19 protein-coding genes are annotated in these 14825 nt (G+C 59.2%); 1 reads left to right on the forward strand and 18 read right to left on the reverse strand.

Going from position 1 to position 14825, the window contains the following annotated elements:
* Positions 1-39: 39 nt before the first annotated feature.
* The 10 genes from ACFC20_RS03590 to ACFC20_RS03635 all read right to left on the reverse strand — a co-directional run bounded on the left by ACFC20_RS03590 (position 40) and on the right by ACFC20_RS03635 (position 10087).
* The gene (locus ACFC20_RS03590) at positions 40-1035 is read right to left on the reverse strand and encodes a major capsid protein (protein WP_375191803.1); all 996 of its coding nucleotides are present in this window, start codon (positions 1033-1035) and stop codon (positions 40-42) included.
* A gap of 43 nt (positions 1036-1078) precedes the next feature.
* Positions 1079-1414: a head decoration protein gene (locus tag ACFC20_RS03595; protein WP_375183484.1), complete on the reverse strand. Its 336-nt coding sequence runs from the start codon at positions 1412-1414 to the stop codon at positions 1079-1081.
* Between the two features lie 15 nt (positions 1415-1429).
* Complete coding sequence (locus ACFC20_RS03600) at positions 1430-2500, reverse strand: head maturation protease, ClpP-related (protein WP_375183485.1); 1071 nt, start codon at positions 2498-2500, stop codon at positions 1430-1432.
* Between the two features lie 3 nt (positions 2501-2503).
* Complete coding sequence (locus tag ACFC20_RS03605; RefSeq protein ID WP_375191804.1) at positions 2504-3943, reverse strand: phage portal protein; 1440 nt, start codon at positions 3941-3943, stop codon at positions 2504-2506.
* 1 nt (position 3944) lies between these two features.
* Positions 3945-4154 (reverse strand): phage head-tail joining protein, encoded by a 210-nt coding sequence (locus tag ACFC20_RS03610; RefSeq protein ID WP_375191805.1) that lies wholly within the window; start codon positions 4152-4154, stop codon positions 3945-3947.
* Complete coding sequence (locus tag ACFC20_RS03615) at positions 4154-6208, reverse strand: phage terminase large subunit family protein (protein WP_375191806.1); 2055 nt, start codon at positions 6206-6208, stop codon at positions 4154-4156. Before ACFC20_RS03615 ends, ACFC20_RS03610 begins: the two co-directional genes overlap by 1 nt.
* Positions 6205-6705, reverse strand: coding sequence for a DUF1441 family protein (locus ACFC20_RS03620; RefSeq protein ID WP_375191807.1), 501 nt, complete (start codon positions 6703-6705; stop codon positions 6205-6207). The genes ACFC20_RS03615 and ACFC20_RS03620 overlap by 4 nt, the downstream gene beginning before the upstream one ends.
* A gap of 209 nt (positions 6706-6914) precedes the next feature.
* The gene (locus tag ACFC20_RS03625; RefSeq protein WP_375191808.1) at positions 6915-7259 is read right to left on the reverse strand and encodes a hypothetical protein; all 345 of its coding nucleotides are present in this window, start codon (positions 7257-7259) and stop codon (positions 6915-6917) included.
* Positions 7260-7265: 6 nt separating this feature from the next.
* Positions 7266-9005: a hypothetical protein gene (locus tag ACFC20_RS03630; RefSeq protein ID WP_375191809.1), complete on the reverse strand. Its 1740-nt coding sequence runs from the start codon at positions 9003-9005 to the stop codon at positions 7266-7268.
* A complete protein-coding gene (locus ACFC20_RS03635) occupies positions 9002-10087 on the reverse strand; it encodes a hypothetical protein (RefSeq protein WP_375191810.1) in 1086 nt (361 codons plus the stop codon). The genes ACFC20_RS03630 and ACFC20_RS03635 overlap by 4 nt, the downstream gene beginning before the upstream one ends.
* A gap of 149 nt (positions 10088-10236) precedes the next feature.
* Here ACFC20_RS03635 and ACFC20_RS03640 point away from each other — a divergent pair, with 149 nt between their 5' ends.
* Positions 10237-10965 (forward strand): PEP-CTERM sorting domain-containing protein, encoded by a 729-nt coding sequence (locus ACFC20_RS03640; RefSeq protein WP_375191811.1) that lies wholly within the window; start codon positions 10237-10239, stop codon positions 10963-10965.
* Positions 10966-11131: 166 nt separating this feature from the next.
* Here the strand turns inward: ACFC20_RS03640 and ACFC20_RS03645 are convergent, their stop codons facing one another.
* From ACFC20_RS03645 to ACFC20_RS03680, 8 genes are all read right to left on the reverse strand, one after another.
* The gene (locus ACFC20_RS03645; RefSeq protein WP_375191812.1) at positions 11132-11485 is read right to left on the reverse strand and encodes a hypothetical protein; all 354 of its coding nucleotides are present in this window, start codon (positions 11483-11485) and stop codon (positions 11132-11134) included.
* Complete coding sequence (locus ACFC20_RS03650; RefSeq protein WP_375191813.1) at positions 11482-11805, reverse strand: phage holin family protein; 324 nt, start codon at positions 11803-11805, stop codon at positions 11482-11484. The genes ACFC20_RS03645 and ACFC20_RS03650 overlap by 4 nt, the downstream gene beginning before the upstream one ends.
* 30 nt (positions 11806-11835) lie before the next feature.
* On the reverse strand, positions 11836-12222 hold the full coding sequence (locus ACFC20_RS03655; protein ID WP_375191814.1) for a M15 family metallopeptidase: 387 nt from the start codon (positions 12220-12222) through the stop codon (positions 11836-11838).
* 219 nt (positions 12223-12441) lie between these two features.
* The gene (locus ACFC20_RS03660; protein ID WP_375191815.1) at positions 12442-12888 is read right to left on the reverse strand and encodes a hypothetical protein; all 447 of its coding nucleotides are present in this window, start codon (positions 12886-12888) and stop codon (positions 12442-12444) included.
* Positions 12848-13111 (reverse strand): hypothetical protein, encoded by a 264-nt coding sequence (locus ACFC20_RS03665; protein ID WP_375191816.1) that lies wholly within the window; start codon positions 13109-13111, stop codon positions 12848-12850. Before ACFC20_RS03665 ends, ACFC20_RS03660 begins: the two co-directional genes overlap by 41 nt.
* Positions 13112-13672, reverse strand: a complete 561-nt coding sequence (locus ACFC20_RS03670) for a deoxynucleotide monophosphate kinase (protein WP_375191817.1) — start codon at positions 13670-13672, stop codon at positions 13112-13114. It lies immediately after the preceding gene.
* Positions 13669-13926: a hypothetical protein gene (locus tag ACFC20_RS03675; RefSeq protein ID WP_375191818.1), complete on the reverse strand. Its 258-nt coding sequence runs from the start codon at positions 13924-13926 to the stop codon at positions 13669-13671. Before ACFC20_RS03675 ends, ACFC20_RS03670 begins: the two co-directional genes overlap by 4 nt.
* Positions 13923-14276 carry a DUF1937 family protein gene (locus ACFC20_RS03680; RefSeq protein ID WP_375191819.1) on the reverse strand — a complete coding sequence of 118 codons (354 nt, stop codon included), beginning with the start codon at positions 14274-14276 and terminating at the stop codon, positions 13923-13925. The genes ACFC20_RS03675 and ACFC20_RS03680 overlap by 4 nt, the downstream gene beginning before the upstream one ends.
* Positions 14277-14825 lie beyond the last annotated feature (549 nt).

A 14825-nucleotide genomic window follows, 5' to 3' on the forward strand; every position in this document is an offset into this window, starting at 1 on the left:
GAAGCGGCCCCGGGATGGGGCCGCTTGGATTTGCAGAGATCAGCCGGTGAGCTTGACCACTGCGTTGGGGCGGGTACACAGGAAGATCGGGTTGGACTGCGATTCCGCCATCACACCCTTGTTCATGGGCAGCGGCTCGATCTTCGTGTAGTACGGCAGGCCGTTGGTGCCAACAGTCTCCATGTAGTTGGCAGGTGCAAAGCGACCGATGAACAGATCGGGCACACCTTCCGGAATGGCGTAGGCCTCATCATCAGCAACATACTTCACACCGCCAACTTGGCCGCGATATTGCTCGAAAATTACATCACCAAATTCAAAGCCACCACGAACATCATCCCGGTTTTTTGCACCATCCTGGTAACGCTCATAGGCCTTCTGCACGCTGTCATGACCAACCAGGTTTTTGAAGTAAGTGCGACCGCAGATAACACGAACGCCAGTGAAGGATACTCCCGCCAGCTGGTCTTCGATCTTGTCCAGCAGCTCCAGCACCTTGTTGCGCACCTTGGTGGAGGCGGTGCCCAGCACCAGACTGTGGGTAGTCTGGCTGATGCCGAAGGACGTGAAGGTATTTACCAGTGGCGTGGTGCCATCCGAATCCATGATGATGCCCTTCACCGCACCTACCTTCAGGTGCTCCATGGTGGCGTCGAGCTGGCGCCGGTGCTTGGCTTGGCGCAGGGCCACGTAGTTGGCCACCGCCTCCACCTCTGACTCCGCACCAAAGGCGCGCAGGCCCTGGATTTCGTCAGCCATGATGGTGGATTCCTGAGGCAGGTGCAGGGTTTCGAACGGGATCATCTTTCGACGATCACGACCAACTTGCAGACCTGGTGCGCCACGGTCGGCAGCCGGCACCAGTGCCAGGGTGGCACCGTCTTTTTCGATGCTCAGGTGAGTGGTGTTAATCCCTTCCTGCTCGAACAGGCCAAGGGCGCCGAGGCGGCCCGGAACATAAGGGGTCTCGTTGATGGCCGCAGTCAGGCTGGACAGCGAGAATGCGTCATCGTTGAAAATATCCATAGAAGCCATGTTGTTTCTCCTGATCTCAGGTTGAATTCAGTGGTAGCCGGGATTACCGGGCGATGATGCCCAGAGCGGCCAGATCGGTGATTGCGTCGGCATCGGCACCGGTGATGGTCGCAGCGTCGATTTCTGCATCGCGGACGATGGCGACTGCGCTCACATCGGCTGCTGAGCCGTCAGCGGCATCCCACAGCACGCCGGCGGCTGCCTCGGTGCCATTAGTGGCGGCCGGGGTATATGCGGTGTACTTACCGGAAGCAGTGATCTTGCCCAGCACCTGGCCGGCCGGGTACGGGCCACCGGTCACGGTGATGGATTCGCGGGAACGCTTGCCGTTGGCTTCTGAGACCAGAAATTCACCGGCACGGGTTGCTTCAGTTTTCATGGTTAACCTCCAGGGTTACGCTCGATTGTTGAGTTGCGAATAGGCCTTCTTACCGTCAGGCCGTTTTTCGTTGCCCGGGCCGGGCTGGTGATGATGCTCCAGATCCTGATCGGTCAGGGCTTTCACCTCGGCGATCGCAGTCCGAAGCATCTGGGTTGGGTTGGAGACGTGCTTCATCAGCACATCGGCATCCAGTCCGCCAGCCGCGGCAATATCTTTCACCTCGGCAGCGAACTTCAGTCGGGATTGAACGGTTGCCATGGGCAGCTTCTCTTTCGCCAGAGCCACGGCCATGGCATCGAAGCCCGCCTCGGAACAAAGGGCGATTACCTCGTCGGCGGAGGCAGCGGCTGGATTCTTCAGTGCTTCCAGTTCGCTTCGCAGCTCTTCCATGGACTTCTGCTGGGCTTCGAGCTTGGCCTTGTAGCTGGCAGCCTCTGCTTCAGCGGCGCGGATCTTGCCCTGCATCTCGATCTGCTGACGGAACTGGGCGGGATCGGCAGAGGCAACGGCCTTGAGCTTGGCGTCCTTGTCGGTGGCGAAGCCCCACTCGATGGCCTCGTCGGCGCCCATGTACACGTCACCACGATCAAGCAGAGCGTTGATCTCGTCGGCAGTTTTGCCGGTGGTGGCCACGTAGGCATCAACGATGGCGTTATCAATCGCAGCGATTCCGGTTGCGTGCTCCTCCAGCTCTTTGCGGTTATAGAAACCGAGCATCAAGGTTGAGGCCCGGTGAGTCATGATGCTGGTACCGACACCCATGGTGCGGGTGTCACCGCCGAGCATGATCACGGTGGCGATACTGGCGGCCATGCCGGTCACGCGAACGTGCACCTCGGCCTGGTGGTTCTTCAGGTAGTTCATGATCCGAACGCCCGAGGCCACATCACCGCCGGGGCTGTTCAGCTCCAGGTCGATCCGATCCAGTTCACCGAGAGCGTCCACGGCTTCGATGAATTCGCGGGCGGGCTGCTCGCCGGTGAAGTCTGCCACCCAGTCCGGAGCCCAGTCCGAACCGATGGCGCGGTCAATAACCACCTTGGCCGTCCGGTCTCCGGAAGCCTGTGCTGTAAACCATGTCATGGGTTATTCCTCTTCGGTGAGCTCCGCCTCACGGAGCATGTCTGATTTGCGTTTGCGGGCGTTGACGTTGGCTTGCTGAATGTCCTTGCCTCGGTAGCCACGTTTGGCGTTGGCGGCATCAAGGCTTTCGAGGTCGTTCTCGATTTCCTTGACCACGGCATTCACGTCCTGCTCTGGGTGGATGTGCGGCCAGCGCTGGGTGCGCCAGTCACGTTTGTTGTAGTCGTCATACCGGTCGGCGTAGCCAGGAGCGCGAACGGCACCGGAAAGAACGGCGGCATCGGTGAACCAGAAGCCAACCCGCTCGCACACCTGATGGATTGCCAGGTGGTCCTGGGCCATCTCGATCTCGCGGCGATACTCGTTGATCATTGCCCGGTACACCCGGTCGTTCATGTTCTTCCAGTCGCCGGTCATCAGCTCGTAGAGCGACTTGGTTCCGGCGGCAACCGCCAGCAGCTGCTGGCGCTGGAAGTCGGAATACCCGGCACCGGTGTTGTCGCCATCGAACAGGGTCAGCTTCTCACCGGCCGCACCGGTCAGAACGGTGCCGGGTTGGGCGTTGATCTCCGGAAGCGGGTCGTCCTCGTCCACCGGCTCGCCGGTGATCGGGTCGAACTTCCAGTCGGCATCGCCGGAGTATTCCTTCTGCAGGAAGCCGGTGAACGGAGCGCGGGTTTCCTTGCGCACCAGCTCGCTGTCTTCGTAGCTGTCGTAGGTCTTGGCCCGCAACAGAGCCTGCACCACATCGGGCTCGCCCCGGACCTGGCCGGGCCGGAGTGGCAGGTAGTGGTGAATCACCTGGTTGGCCGGGATCCGGATTGGCTTGGTCGCCATGGACATGCCATCGGTGTCCTGTGGGTGCTCCGGGTACATCCAGTACGCCACCCGCTGGCCACGCTTGTTGAACTCGATGCCGGCGATTATCCGGTTGCCGTTGCGCCGGGTGCGGTTCAGGGTTTCCGGAACGTGGTCTGGCTCGATCACCTGCAGCTGGATCGGGACGGCCATGCCAAAGGAGGCGGGCCGGGAGCGAAGCCGGATGAATACTTCACCCGCACTGCGGCGGCTGCGGCAGGCCTGAGCCAGCATGCCGTAGAAGTCGAGCGTTCCATCCGGGCAGGCCATGCCGGTCCACGGTGTCCAGAGATCCGCCAGCGATTCGTTGAACGCATCGTTGCTGGACTCGAACAGGGGCGTGATGCCGGTGCCGATTTCGTTGGCCACGTTCCGGCTGATGCCACGCTCAAGCCAGGGGTTGTTGCGGAAAGCCTGCCGGGCCCGATTGCGCAGCGTAGACAGGGAGCTGTTCAGCGCCCGGTTAGGGCCAGTGGCCGGGGCGTTCCATCCAGTAGCACGGCGGCCATGGGTCGCGCCCTCATAGGCCTGAGCCTTGAACTTCGGAACCTCACCGGCCCGAACACGGATTCTCGGTTTCTCCACCTTAAACCCCCTTGCACACGTTCAGGCGCAGGCCGCGCTTCGGCGCTTTGCCGGAGGCCGACGAGATTGAATCCTCGATGTGCTGCTTGGCCTTCATCAGCTCATTGATCGAGCGGTACCGCACACGCTTGCCGTCCGCAAACTGCACCTCCAGCTCGCCGGTCGCAATCGCGTCGTTGATCGCAGTCAGATCGTCTTGGGTAAATGCCATCACTGGAACCTGATTCGGGAGCGCCGCTTCTGGCGTTGAGCCGGAGGCACTGTTGATTTGCGAGAGGTTGAGCGTTCGCCGTCTGCCTGGATCTCGGAGTTGCTATCCCAGTCCCGGGCCCACGGCGGGGGCGATGCCCAGTTGATCTTGTCGTAGCCCTTCTTGGTGGCGGCCACATCCACGTAAACGAACAGGTCGAAGGCCTCGTTGGGCCCCTTGCCCGGCTTCTCCCACTTGCCGTTGTCGAGCCGTTGCTCGTAGGTCAGCTCCTCGAAGAACCAATCACCGAGCCAGTCCGGGAAGTGGCAGTAATTGGGTCCAGGCTCTTCACGCTCCAGGGCGTTGCTGATCGTGTCCTTGATCAAGTTGGTGTTCAGAACGTGCAGCGGAATGTCACCCTTCGCACTGGTGTGCCGATCCTTCCGGCCGGTGTTGTCCGGGAAGGTCTCCCGCATCCGGGGCGCACTCCTGGAGCTGCCACCCTTCACCAGCATCACCTTCCGGTGCAGGCCCTGACGCTTCAGGGTTCGGTAGAACTGGTAGGCGTTCTCCGTGACACTGGCGCCACCGCCCTTCTCACCCTCACCACCGGAGTCGATGGCGGTCAGCAGCACCGGCATCTCGCGGCCGCTTTCGTCCGCCAGCGGATACTTGCGGGTGATGACGTGGGTGATCAGCAGTTCCCAGTCTTCGATGTGCCCGACCGGGTCAATGCGGCAGAGCTCACCGTCCTCATTCTTCCGGTCGGACTTGCGGAGGCTGAAGCGGTCGATCAACCACCGCTCACCGCGCTCGCCGTAACCGACTACCTGGATAACGAAGCGCCGCTTCTTACCGCCCTGCACATCCACCGCGGCGAACAGGCAGCGAACACCCTCCGGGACAACCCTTTCACCAAGACCTTCAGCACGCTGCTGGATGGCCTCGACACTCCGGACGTTCTCGGCTTTCCGATATTGGTACGGTCGGCCCCAGTCGGTGTTGATAGTGGTTTTCAGTTTCTCCTGTGAGCGGGTCTGCTCGTAGACTTCCTCGGCCTGTCGCAGCTTCGCCGCCAGGCTCTCCCAGGTTTGGAACGTGGCAGCGGGCCCTTCCATCCAGAACGAAGCAATCCGGGTTTGCCGGGGCTCGCCAATCAGCTCGCCTTCCGCCGTCAGGCTGCACCCTTCCGGAATCCACTGGGCCGTGGCGTTCAACTGGCGCTTGCCCTCGGCGAGAACCCCGCAGTGCGGGCAGAACGGCTTGGCCGCATCGAGGTTGAAGTTCTCCAGCACCGGCTGGAACCACTCGTCGCAGCTGGTGCACTGCCAGTACAACCGCTCCCGGGTGCCGAGGTTGTAAAGCGCCAGCGCTCCTTTCGTGGGTGGCGCCAGGTGCGGCCGGTCGGGATCCGGCTTCCAGTCGGCGTCGGTAATCTCCCAGCCCGGGGAGGTTTCCACCAGAGTCATGCCGGAGGACATGAAGGTCTGGGTCCGCTTTGAGGCCAGGCTGAACGGGTCCCCCTCTCCGTTGAGGTCTTCGTCCAGGCGGTCGTAATCGGTCAGCGCCACGAACCGGTAATCAGAACTGGAGAGGACGTTGACCGTTGGCCACTTGATGCCCAGGTAGTTGCCGGCCTTGAACGTCTTGTCGTGGACGTTGTTGTCGTGGCCGTGAGGGCTCATCAGATCCGCCAGCTTCGGAGAGCTGCGGAGCATCCGGTCGATCCGCTTTTTGCTGTACTCCCGGGCCTTTTCCTCACTGATCTGCACGATCAGCATGTCGCCCGGGTCGCAGCTCACCACGTAGGCAACCCAGCCATCCAGCAGGCAGTTGGTTTTGCCGGACCGGGCCGGGCCGACGAAGATCACCGCGTCGTACATCCGGCTGGACAGACAGTCCATCGGCCGGTTCATGTACGGGGTCAGGTCCTTGCGGAACTGGTCGATCTTGCCGCCGCCGTCCACCACCTTCATGTACTCAACAGCAGCATCGCTGACATTGATGCGGCGGGGCGGTTTGATGAGCTCGGCGACCTGGCGCTTGATCTGTGATGCGCAGGCCAGTGAACTCACTCTTCGTCGTCCTCGTCTTGAACTATTCGCAGGTACATCTGCTCGCGGAGAGCATCAACGCTGTCCTGCACCCGGGCGATCGCTTCGGGTGTCAGGTCGCAATCCCTTTCGAGAATATCCGGCAGGCTGTCCAGCGTGGTCGTCACCGCCTTGGCCAGCTTGCTCATTTCCAGGTGAACTTCTTCAGCCGCGATCAACTGGCGAAGCTCCTTCTCGAGCTTCACCCGTTCGTTCTCGGACTGATACCAGGCCTTCCGATCCGAAGGCGGGAGAGTGGAGGGATCATCCTCCGGGTCAAACAGAACGTGCTCTGAGAAAAGGGCTGGCCCTACATCCTTCAGAGCGTAGGTCGGGTAACCGTTGCGCTTTCCACCTGGTGTGATCCGGGCATCTTCGAGACGGCGAGCGACGGTCTTGCGGTCCATGCCGAACGCACGAGCAATCTGGCTGATCGACCAATTGTGCGCATCAGCAATGCTGTTGACTTCGCCCGCCACATCGTTCTCTCTCGTTGCCTCTAATAACCAGATGAATCAGATTCAAGTAATTGTTTTTGCTGGCGGAATAAGGGGGCTCTGGTGAGGCCCCATATAGCGCCAAAAATTTTACAAAAACCGCGTGGATGCGCCGCCCCCGCGGGCTAGCGGCCGGCCCAGGGTCCCCGGCTGTTTTCGGGGTTCCGTCATTTCGGCCAATCGAAAGTGGATCACGCTGTCACCTTGAAGGTGGTGGGAGCCGTACTGAAACAGCGAATAGCGGTTACCACGGCCGGCATCACCGATCCCTTGTAAGCTGTCACGTCGCCATGATCCCAAGGCTTGGCTGCCGGGCTTCCAGCATCCAGGTCAGAGACCGGCGCCTGGGTGTACTCAACACGGGCCGAACCAGCGCTCGGCTCTACCGAAACGAACACTTCCTCAAGGCCCGCCGGGATGATCAGCCATTCGCCCGTACCGTTCACTGTCTCGCTGTGGAGGTAGTGCTGGCGGGCGTGAGCGTTATCCTTGAAGAGCTGGTCCGAAGTGTCGGGGGAAAGAGTGTTTACTGGCATGGCTCATCACCTGAATAGATTTCTGAATAGTCCGCGGCCCTGGGACCGGAACAATGGTCTGAACAAACCTCCGTCCACGCTGACGATCTCTTCAACAATACTCAGAGTTGCACTGGCCTCAGTGGCCGGGTTGCCTGCCGAGTCCTGCCCGTTCAGCGTCATCGGGTAATCACCCAGCGCCAGAGTTGGCAACTGCTGACTCCACGAGCCGCCGGATGGAACAGGGTTGTAGGTTCCGACACCGGTGACCACCAGGGTCAGGCTGGTCGCATCCCCTGCACTACCGGAGACGATCGGGGAGGTGTCGAGGGTTGTCAGCGGGTTGATGGAGATTACCGGTGAAACGCCGTCAACCAACACGCCAGAAGTGTCGCCAACGCTGTTCAGCGTCAGGTATGCGGGATTGGTCGCTGCATCCTGAATCGTCCCGCCATCAAGCGTCAGGCTTGAGACAACGATGCCATCCGCGTCTTCGTCGCCAGACTGCACCGTGTAACTGAAGACCAGGGCTGCAGTACCGGTTCCAGAGACATAGTTGGCTTGCCGAGGCGAGCCACCAACTTGAAGGTTCAGGGCTGGCGTGCCAGTGACATTGACCACTTCATTCCAGTTCACCGTGAACTGCAGTGCTTGGCCTGCGATGTAGGTGCCGGCAGTAGGCACCGTCACGGAATCAATTGCCGGGCTCAGGGTGTCCGGCACGGTAATCGTGACCGGGACAGCCGCCGAAGTGGTCCCATCGGAGTACAGGAACTCGATGCTGGCCGTGTCGTCACCGGTGAACCCGGCATTGGGCGTGTAGTAGTCCGCAATGTCCCCGGCCCACTCCGCCGCATCACCAGCCGCCAGATCCAGCGTGCCATTGCTGAAGCTGGTCACAAAACGGAAGTAGGTATCCGGCGTGTAGCTCTGGCCATTCAGGATGGAGTTGCTGTCCACCAGGCCATCGAAGGCCGGGCGGGCGTGGGTCTGGGTGTAGCTTACGCCGGTGAGCGTATCGGTCTCGGTGGCACCCGAAATCACCAGGTCATATGTGCCAGTGATCAGGCTGCCCGGGACACCAACCGTGATCTGGTTGTCAGTCGGATCGTTCTCAGGGACCGTGCAGGCTACGCCACCCAGGGTGACCGAGGTGATGGTCTCGGTGAAATCAGAGACATTGACCACGGCCTGCTGGTACTGATTAACCGCGTTGTCGGTGTCGATGTTGGTGATGGTGGGGCCGGATGAAACCGTGTAATCGAAAATGGCCGCATTGAGGTACCAGAAAGTACTGACTACAGCGCCGGAAATCTCAACAACACCAGATCCATTGGCCGTGAAGGCTATGGATACCGGGGCAGTAAACGGCTCACCGCCGTTGGCATCGTATCGAACTGGCGAGCCGCCATTAACGATATAATCAGTATTTCTGTCTCCATTGCCTCCGTCACCCAAAGCGCTAATTGTGCCTGTCTGACCGGCTGCAAACCCACGAATCTCTATCTTGGAGGCGGCGGAAGAGTACCAGTATTGCTCAAGAGCTTCTTCTGGTATTCCATGCGCGTCCGCCGTTGCCAAACCACCAGATGCCAAGTTGCCCGTAAATGCTGTAGTCACCCACAGCGAGAGCCCTGTAGAGGCACCCGTGGAGTCAACGAGGTCAGCGATCTTCTGGCCTGTGACAGCCGCATCCAGCACACGGTTCCACCCCGCTGGGAGGGTGGTGGTCGTGTTTGCCTGAAAGGCCAGGTTAACCGTGGTCATGCGATCAACCTCCCCTCGGCGCCTTCGTAGGCCACCGGACTGCCCAATTGGTCAAGGACGAACAGGTATGTCCCGGCGAAACTTGCAAACGGCCCGAGCTGGGCTGAGATGGCGATGGAAGAGTCAGAGCGAGAGCTGATCCGCTGAATGGAAAGCTCTGTACAGGCTGCCAGAGTAGAAGCATTGCCAATCAAGACAAGCCCGCCAGCGGCTGGCCCGGCATGAACACTTACGTCGTCATAGTACATCTCACAATTTGCTGCGTTCTGCACAAACCCGGGATATTGCCATTCCGCGAAATACTGCGGAGACGTTGTGCCCCAGAGATCAGCAAAGGACTTTGAATACTGAAACAGGCCTTTCGATTGCGAGAGGTACTTAACCCGAAACTCGCCGTTTACCCCATCAACGAGGACGTAAACCCACATCCATTCGCCATAGGTATGGACGGTCGAAAGGTTGGCGTGGTTGCCGAAGTCGGCCATGCTGCTTTCGTTGCCGTCCAGCGTCAGGGCGTCAGTACCATTGTTGCTAGGCAAGCAAATATCGGGCGACCCCGCCGTATCAGGCTCCGCTGCAAACGCCCAGGACAGTTTCCAGTTGCTGCCGCCCGGGGTGTACGAATCCACGCTCATGCCTGGCAGGGCTTTACCTGTCGGCACGAAAACCCAGTAACTAGTACAAAAGACCTGCGTGGACTGGCTCAACACCAATCGCGTGATGTTGAAGAAGCTGGTGGCGTCATCGAACTGCTTCAGGCTGACACCCTTACTGTGTGAGTAGGCATCACTGAACAGACCGCCGCCGTCCTTGTAAGAACCAAGACCTCCGGTCTTGTCAGTGGTTTGCTGTGTAGCACCGGGTGTTTTGCCAGCAAAATCGTCAAACAATTCTTCGCGATAAGCGCCAGAGCCGAAGCCATTTACGCCATCAGATGAGATGGTCAGCGTTTGTCCTTCCAGCCAAGTGCCGGTGACTCCTGCCGCACCACTGGCCACAGCCGCCACAGACAGCCCCACGGGTTGCGCCACGCGCTCACCCGCAGTTGCCACTCTGGGATCATGTGCCTGGTTATTCGGCATCGACTGCAACCTCTTTCCGAGTCGGAATAGCTGAGTTCATGTCAGGATTTCTTACAGATGGGTGACCCAGATGCGGGCAACCGTTTGAATTCTGGGCTGGGCATGCTTATTGCCTGCTTCAAAACGAGCACAACAACGAGGGTTTGCCAATGATGGCCAAGCTAATAATTGCAGGGATGCTTTCAGCTATCGCGCTGAGCTCCCATGCATCTCTCATCACCGTCGATGCGGATGATTTCGAGCCGGGAAGTTTGATCACCGGCAATCTCGAAGGTCTCGATATAAGGGTCATCGACGGCAGCAGCGTTTACGCAGCACCATTGATTGGAGATGGGCAGGTCACTCCCACTGGCTTTGTGGACAGCGGTCCAATCGGCGAGCGGGTTTTTTCCAGCTCTCCAACGCAAAACATAGAGTGGATATTGCCACGGCTGGAAATGCCGACGCTTTTGAATATCGAACAGCTGACAAGCTATCTACCGATCTACACCTTCTTGGTGGAGTTCGAAAACCCCGTGGAGTTTGTCAGTCTTTTAACGATGGAACTATTTGGTGACGCAGGCTACGGCGGTGGCCATGACCCGATACTGCTCTGGGCTTTCTCCTCTGACGGCAATCTCATAAGCCGACAGACAGAATCAAGTAGAATCCACTTGCCCGGGGTTGACGAGTATCAAAACAACCCGTTCGCCTACTTCAACTATGAATTTTCTTCGCCGGATATCGGTTATCTCGCTGTCGGAGGTTGGAGCGAACCAACAACGATCGACCGACTTCAGTTCAGATATGCAAAGGTTCCAGAACCCGCCACCCTATCCCTGCTGGCCCTGGGCCTGGCCGCTATCGGGATCAGGCGGAGGCTGAAACTACTTGGGTGATTGGTGATCATCACGCCAATTTCGAATCTCGGCCTTGTCGGAGTTGCAGATCCTCAGCATCGTCTGCAGCTCGCTGGCGTAGTCGGCCAAGTCCAGGTTCTCCATGGAGTCTCCAGGCCAGGGAATCGGGCACGGCTCCAGTAGGTAGGCTGGCGGGTAGCGGTACTCAGTCTTGGTCTGCACGAGCGCCGGCTTGCAGGCTGTTAACAACAGCAGCAGGCACAGGCTTACGAGTCCACGGGTCATCTTTCAGGGCCTTGTCGCGGTCGCTACGGATAGAGTCGGCTTCGGATTCCGCCCGTTCCCGGGCACGCTTGGCGGCGAGCACCGCGTTATCCCGGCGCTGGATCTCGGTTTGCAGCTCGGCGTTCTCGTCCACCTCCTCACTCAGCGATTGCTCAAGCTGGGCGTTGGCCTGCTCGAGCTCCCCGACCTCCTCATAGAGGTTCTTCAGGGTGTAGCCGGCAATGCCCAGCAGGATCACCAGGACGGCAATGGCACCGATCGTAATCCCGCTCATCTCAGTTTCTTGGTGAAGAATTCGGTGAGCAGCTGCTTGACCTTCTCAGCGCCCAAGTGAGCCACCATGCCGGAGCAGGCCACCGAGAGCCCAGGCGTCCAGCCGAACATTTCAATGCAGACCATGTAGGTGACAAAGGCGAAAAAGCCGGCCGACGTAACGGACAGAAGGAAAGCGGTCAGATTCCATTTGCGGGAGCCGTTGTTGACCTCTCCCAGGTAAGCAAGCCCACCGCCAAAAATCCCGACAAATACTGCCAGGATGGCGTCCCAATATTCCGCGATCTTGGCCAGTAGAATGGCGATGGTTTTCTCAGGCATCTTTTTGTCCATAGCGTTTAACGTTCACGATCAGGCTGGATAGTCTTTCCAGGGCAGCTGGAAGTGCGGGCCGTCCTTGAAAGTTTGCCAGTCGCCGCCCCACTCAATGGGAACACCAAGCTCCCGTGCAGCTTCCTTCATGGCATCAGCGATCTTGTAGTACAGCGGCCAGTCCCAGCGGACACCGCCAGTCACCCAGGCGCCCAGATCGACGGCATGGCCGGTCAGGTGCCGAGAGTTCATCGTGCTCGATGCGCCCGATTCGAAGAGTTCCTTCTGCCGGGACTTGCTGCGCAAACCCTCCAGAACCGTAAAATCAACCTCAGTGATCTGGATGGCACGCTCTACGACGGAGAAGAGGTCATCATGTACACCCGCCAGCTTCCCCAATGATCGAGAGCTGAGCTTGAATGCCATGAAGGCCTCCGGGAATAAAAAGCCCTCCGGGACGGGAGGGAACGCGCTGGGGCGCGGAGTAGGCATAAAAAAACCCGCAAACCTGAGAGGCTGCGGGTCCTGGATTCGGTTTGAGGCGCAACGCCCCAACATAGAAAAATCGTACCTCTGGCGTTTCACCCGGTCAACATATAGTGGGTGTAGGACAGCTTTGTAACAGCATATGTGCTGTATATCCAATCAGGCCGCCAGCAAGTGGCTGTTTTCCAGCTCCTTTTCCAGCCACTCCCAACCACGCTTGATTCTGGTCCGGAAGGTGTTCGGATTGACCCCGGCGGCATCAGCAATGTGGAACAGGCTCATAGGCACCTCAACGTCCTTGACGATCCGCACCCGGCGTTTGCAGAGCACCGACAGGAGGACAGCATCGCGCTGCCGGCGGTCCATCTCACCGATCAGCGCCTTGGCCTCGTTCAGCAGTGCATGGGGCGTTCTCAGGAAACGAACCTCTCGGATCATTCCATCGTCAGGCATGTAACCACTGGTCCCTGGCAGATCGCCTTTGAAGTCGATCAACCGTCCAATGATGTGCTGCCCATGCCACCCTGCATCCCGGTCTGCCGATTGCAGCCAAGCCAGATACACATCAACCAGTTTCTCCGCCAGCTCTCTCGGTGTCAGCTGCATCACTACCTCCTCGCCCCTCGTTAATCCAATCAGCCCGCCAGCCGGTAAACCGGTGGTCTTTGGTCTCGCTTCTGTACTGCCTGGCCGCGTTACGTTTGATGGTGTCGTAGAGCGCTGGTGGATACCGCTTGGAGAGATCGATCAGCGCTGCCTTGTAGGCCTCCCGATCTTCGGTGTAGGCCAGATCCACCAGCTTGTTGGCCTCTATGTGTTCTGGCCTCACTCACGCCACCTGCCGAACGCGGCTGAGGAACTCCCGATCCAGCTCCCGGTGCAGATCCTCAATGGTCCCGTTGTTCTCAATGAGCCAGTCGCCATCCATAAAACGGACGCCGGCCTCTGACTTGTGGGTCTCGACCAGCTCCAGCTCGTCGCGAATCAGGTGAATAACCAGCCCACCATTGCGGCGAATGAACCCGGCCTCTTCCTCGAACCGAATGTCGGGAACAATCATCCCGCCATGGAAGGTGTCACAGGTAGCTACGCTCACCTGGTCCCATTGACGCTGGGCCATGAGGACCCACAGATCAGGCCGGATAATCTCCCGGCCCCATTCAGTGCCCAGGGTCTGCATCAACTTCCGGGGAGAGGTTCCGAGCCATGGGATAACGGTCTCCTTCAGGCTGCCGTTCACATGCTCCTCGGTGAGGCCGAACATGGTCTTGATCCCGGCCTTCAGCGGATCAGCAAAGCTGTACTTCACCAGGCCGTGCTTCTCGATCAGGCGGGCGGCTGCCGTGTCCTTACCGCTTCGGGCTTTCCCGGCGATTCCAATCAGTCTCATCTCTCGGCACCTCCAATGACTTCGCCATCCCAGTCCAGAACACCCGTAACCTTGATAGGAAACATCGGCTCAAAATCAGGGCGGGCCAGAGTTACCAGGTAGCAGGTAACCTCAAAGACGAGATCGCAAAGTGTGAGAAGCGCCTCACAACCGAAGAACCGCCCCTCGACCCCCGGGCACTCCCGGTTTGTGAAGTCCAGGTACACCGGCACGACGCCATACATCAGCCCCTTGTGAGTCCGTTTCATCTTCATGCGCTCACCTTCTGCAGTTGAGGCAGCAGATTGCTGCTCAGGTAAACCTTCAAGCCCAGCTTCCGGGCCTCCTCGATCTCCGCCAGCGCACCCGAGCTGTACTGCCAGCCATCCACCAGAACAACGGCATCACACCGGCGCATCAGCTCCATGGTTCCATCCAGCCAATACTGGTCATCCGCCAGCCCTGGGAAGTCGTGGTCGAAGTGGGCGGTGTTGACGGTGGGTAGGACCGGGAACCAGCCTTTCCGGACGCACAGCTGGCCAACGTGCCGGGCCGCTGCCACGTTCTGGGCAACGCCTTCACGGGTTTCTGCCCGGTATGGGCCGGCCACGTAGACCAGTTTCATGCCCTGCTTCTTCTCGGGCTCTGGGTGGCCGCATATCAGTTCGTGGTATGGGATTCCCGGCTCTTTTCGTAACCTGTCCATTAGGCGATGGCCGGCACTCTCGTATTCCCTTCTGAAGCTTTCGGCAATTTCGTTGTATGGCGCACCCTGAGCGATAGCGGACAGAACGCAGTCCAATTTGTGCGATGGCGGAAATTCTTTGCAATGCGGACATTGATCGCCGATATGGAAAGTATTTTCTCCACTCATCGAGTAATTCCCCATACAAGTACAGTCAGAAGCGCGGCCACCAATCCCATGCCAGCGGAAAATGCGCCAGCCACCATAATGGCGAACAGGTCGGACAGCATGAGTCGCCTGGTCAAAAACAGGCAGTAGATGACCACGAATACAGGCATTGCCCACCATGATATTGATATGGTCACTTGGCCGGCCCTCCGCACTGAACGGGCACCTTGACCCACCGCCCATCGGACCAGATGGAGACGACTGGGTCCGTTGCCTTGTATGGGCCTGCGGCGTAACGGTCGCGGCCCGCCATTACGGGTG

Source organism: Marinobacter sp., assembly GCF_041984545.1.
Lineage (GTDB): Bacteria > Pseudomonadota > Gammaproteobacteria > Pseudomonadales > Oleiphilaceae > Marinobacter.

What these genes read in the sequence shown, in the direction of transcription:
- ACFC20_RS03645 (WP_375191812.1), bottom strand. Translation starts at nt 11,485, where the DNA reads ATGAGCGGGATTACGATCGGTGCCATTGCCGTCCTGGTGATCCTGCTG.
- ACFC20_RS03635 (WP_375191810.1), bottom strand. Translation starts at nt 10,087, where the DNA reads ATGCCGAATAACCAGGCACATGATCCCAGAGTGGCAACTGCGGGTGAG.
- ACFC20_RS03660 (WP_375191815.1), bottom strand. Translation starts at nt 12,888, where the DNA reads ATGCAGCTGACACCGAGAGAGCTGGCGGAGAAACTGGTTGATGTGTAT.
- ACFC20_RS03595 (WP_375183484.1), bottom strand. Translation starts at nt 1,414, where the DNA reads ATGAAAACTGAAGCAACCCGTGCCGGTGAATTTCTGGTCTCAGAAGCC.
- ACFC20_RS03680 (WP_375191819.1), bottom strand. Translation starts at nt 14,276, where the DNA reads ATGAAACTGGTCTACGTGGCCGGCCCATACCGGGCAGAAACCCGTGAA.
- ACFC20_RS03625 (WP_375191808.1), bottom strand. Translation starts at nt 7,259, where the DNA reads ATGCCAGTAAACACTCTTTCCCCCGACACTTCGGACCAGCTCTTCAAG.
- ACFC20_RS03640 (WP_375191811.1), top strand. Translation starts at nt 10,237, where the DNA reads ATGATGGCCAAGCTAATAATTGCAGGGATGCTTTCAGCTATCGCGCTG.
- ACFC20_RS03590 (WP_375191803.1), bottom strand. Translation starts at nt 1,035, where the DNA reads ATGGCTTCTATGGATATTTTCAACGATGACGCATTCTCGCTGTCCAGC.
- ACFC20_RS03675 (WP_375191818.1), bottom strand. Translation starts at nt 13,926, where the DNA reads ATGAAGATGAAACGGACTCACAAGGGGCTGATGTATGGCGTCGTGCCG.
- ACFC20_RS03610 (WP_375191805.1), bottom strand. Translation starts at nt 4,154, where the DNA reads ATGGCATTTACCCAAGACGATCTGACTGCGATCAACGACGCGATTGCG.
- ACFC20_RS03650 (WP_375191813.1), bottom strand. Translation starts at nt 11,805, where the DNA reads ATGCCTGAGAAAACCATCGCCATTCTACTGGCCAAGATCGCGGAATAT.
- ACFC20_RS03630 (WP_375191809.1), bottom strand. Translation starts at nt 9,005, where the DNA reads ATGACCACGGTTAACCTGGCCTTTCAGGCAAACACGACCACCACCCTC.
- ACFC20_RS03655 (WP_375191814.1), bottom strand. Translation starts at nt 12,222, where the DNA reads ATGGCATTCAAGCTCAGCTCTCGATCATTGGGGAAGCTGGCGGGTGTA.
- ACFC20_RS03670 (WP_375191817.1), bottom strand. Translation starts at nt 13,672, where the DNA reads ATGAGACTGATTGGAATCGCCGGGAAAGCCCGAAGCGGTAAGGACACG.
- ACFC20_RS03600 (WP_375183485.1), bottom strand. Translation starts at nt 2,500, where the DNA reads ATGACATGGTTTACAGCACAGGCTTCCGGAGACCGGACGGCCAAGGTG.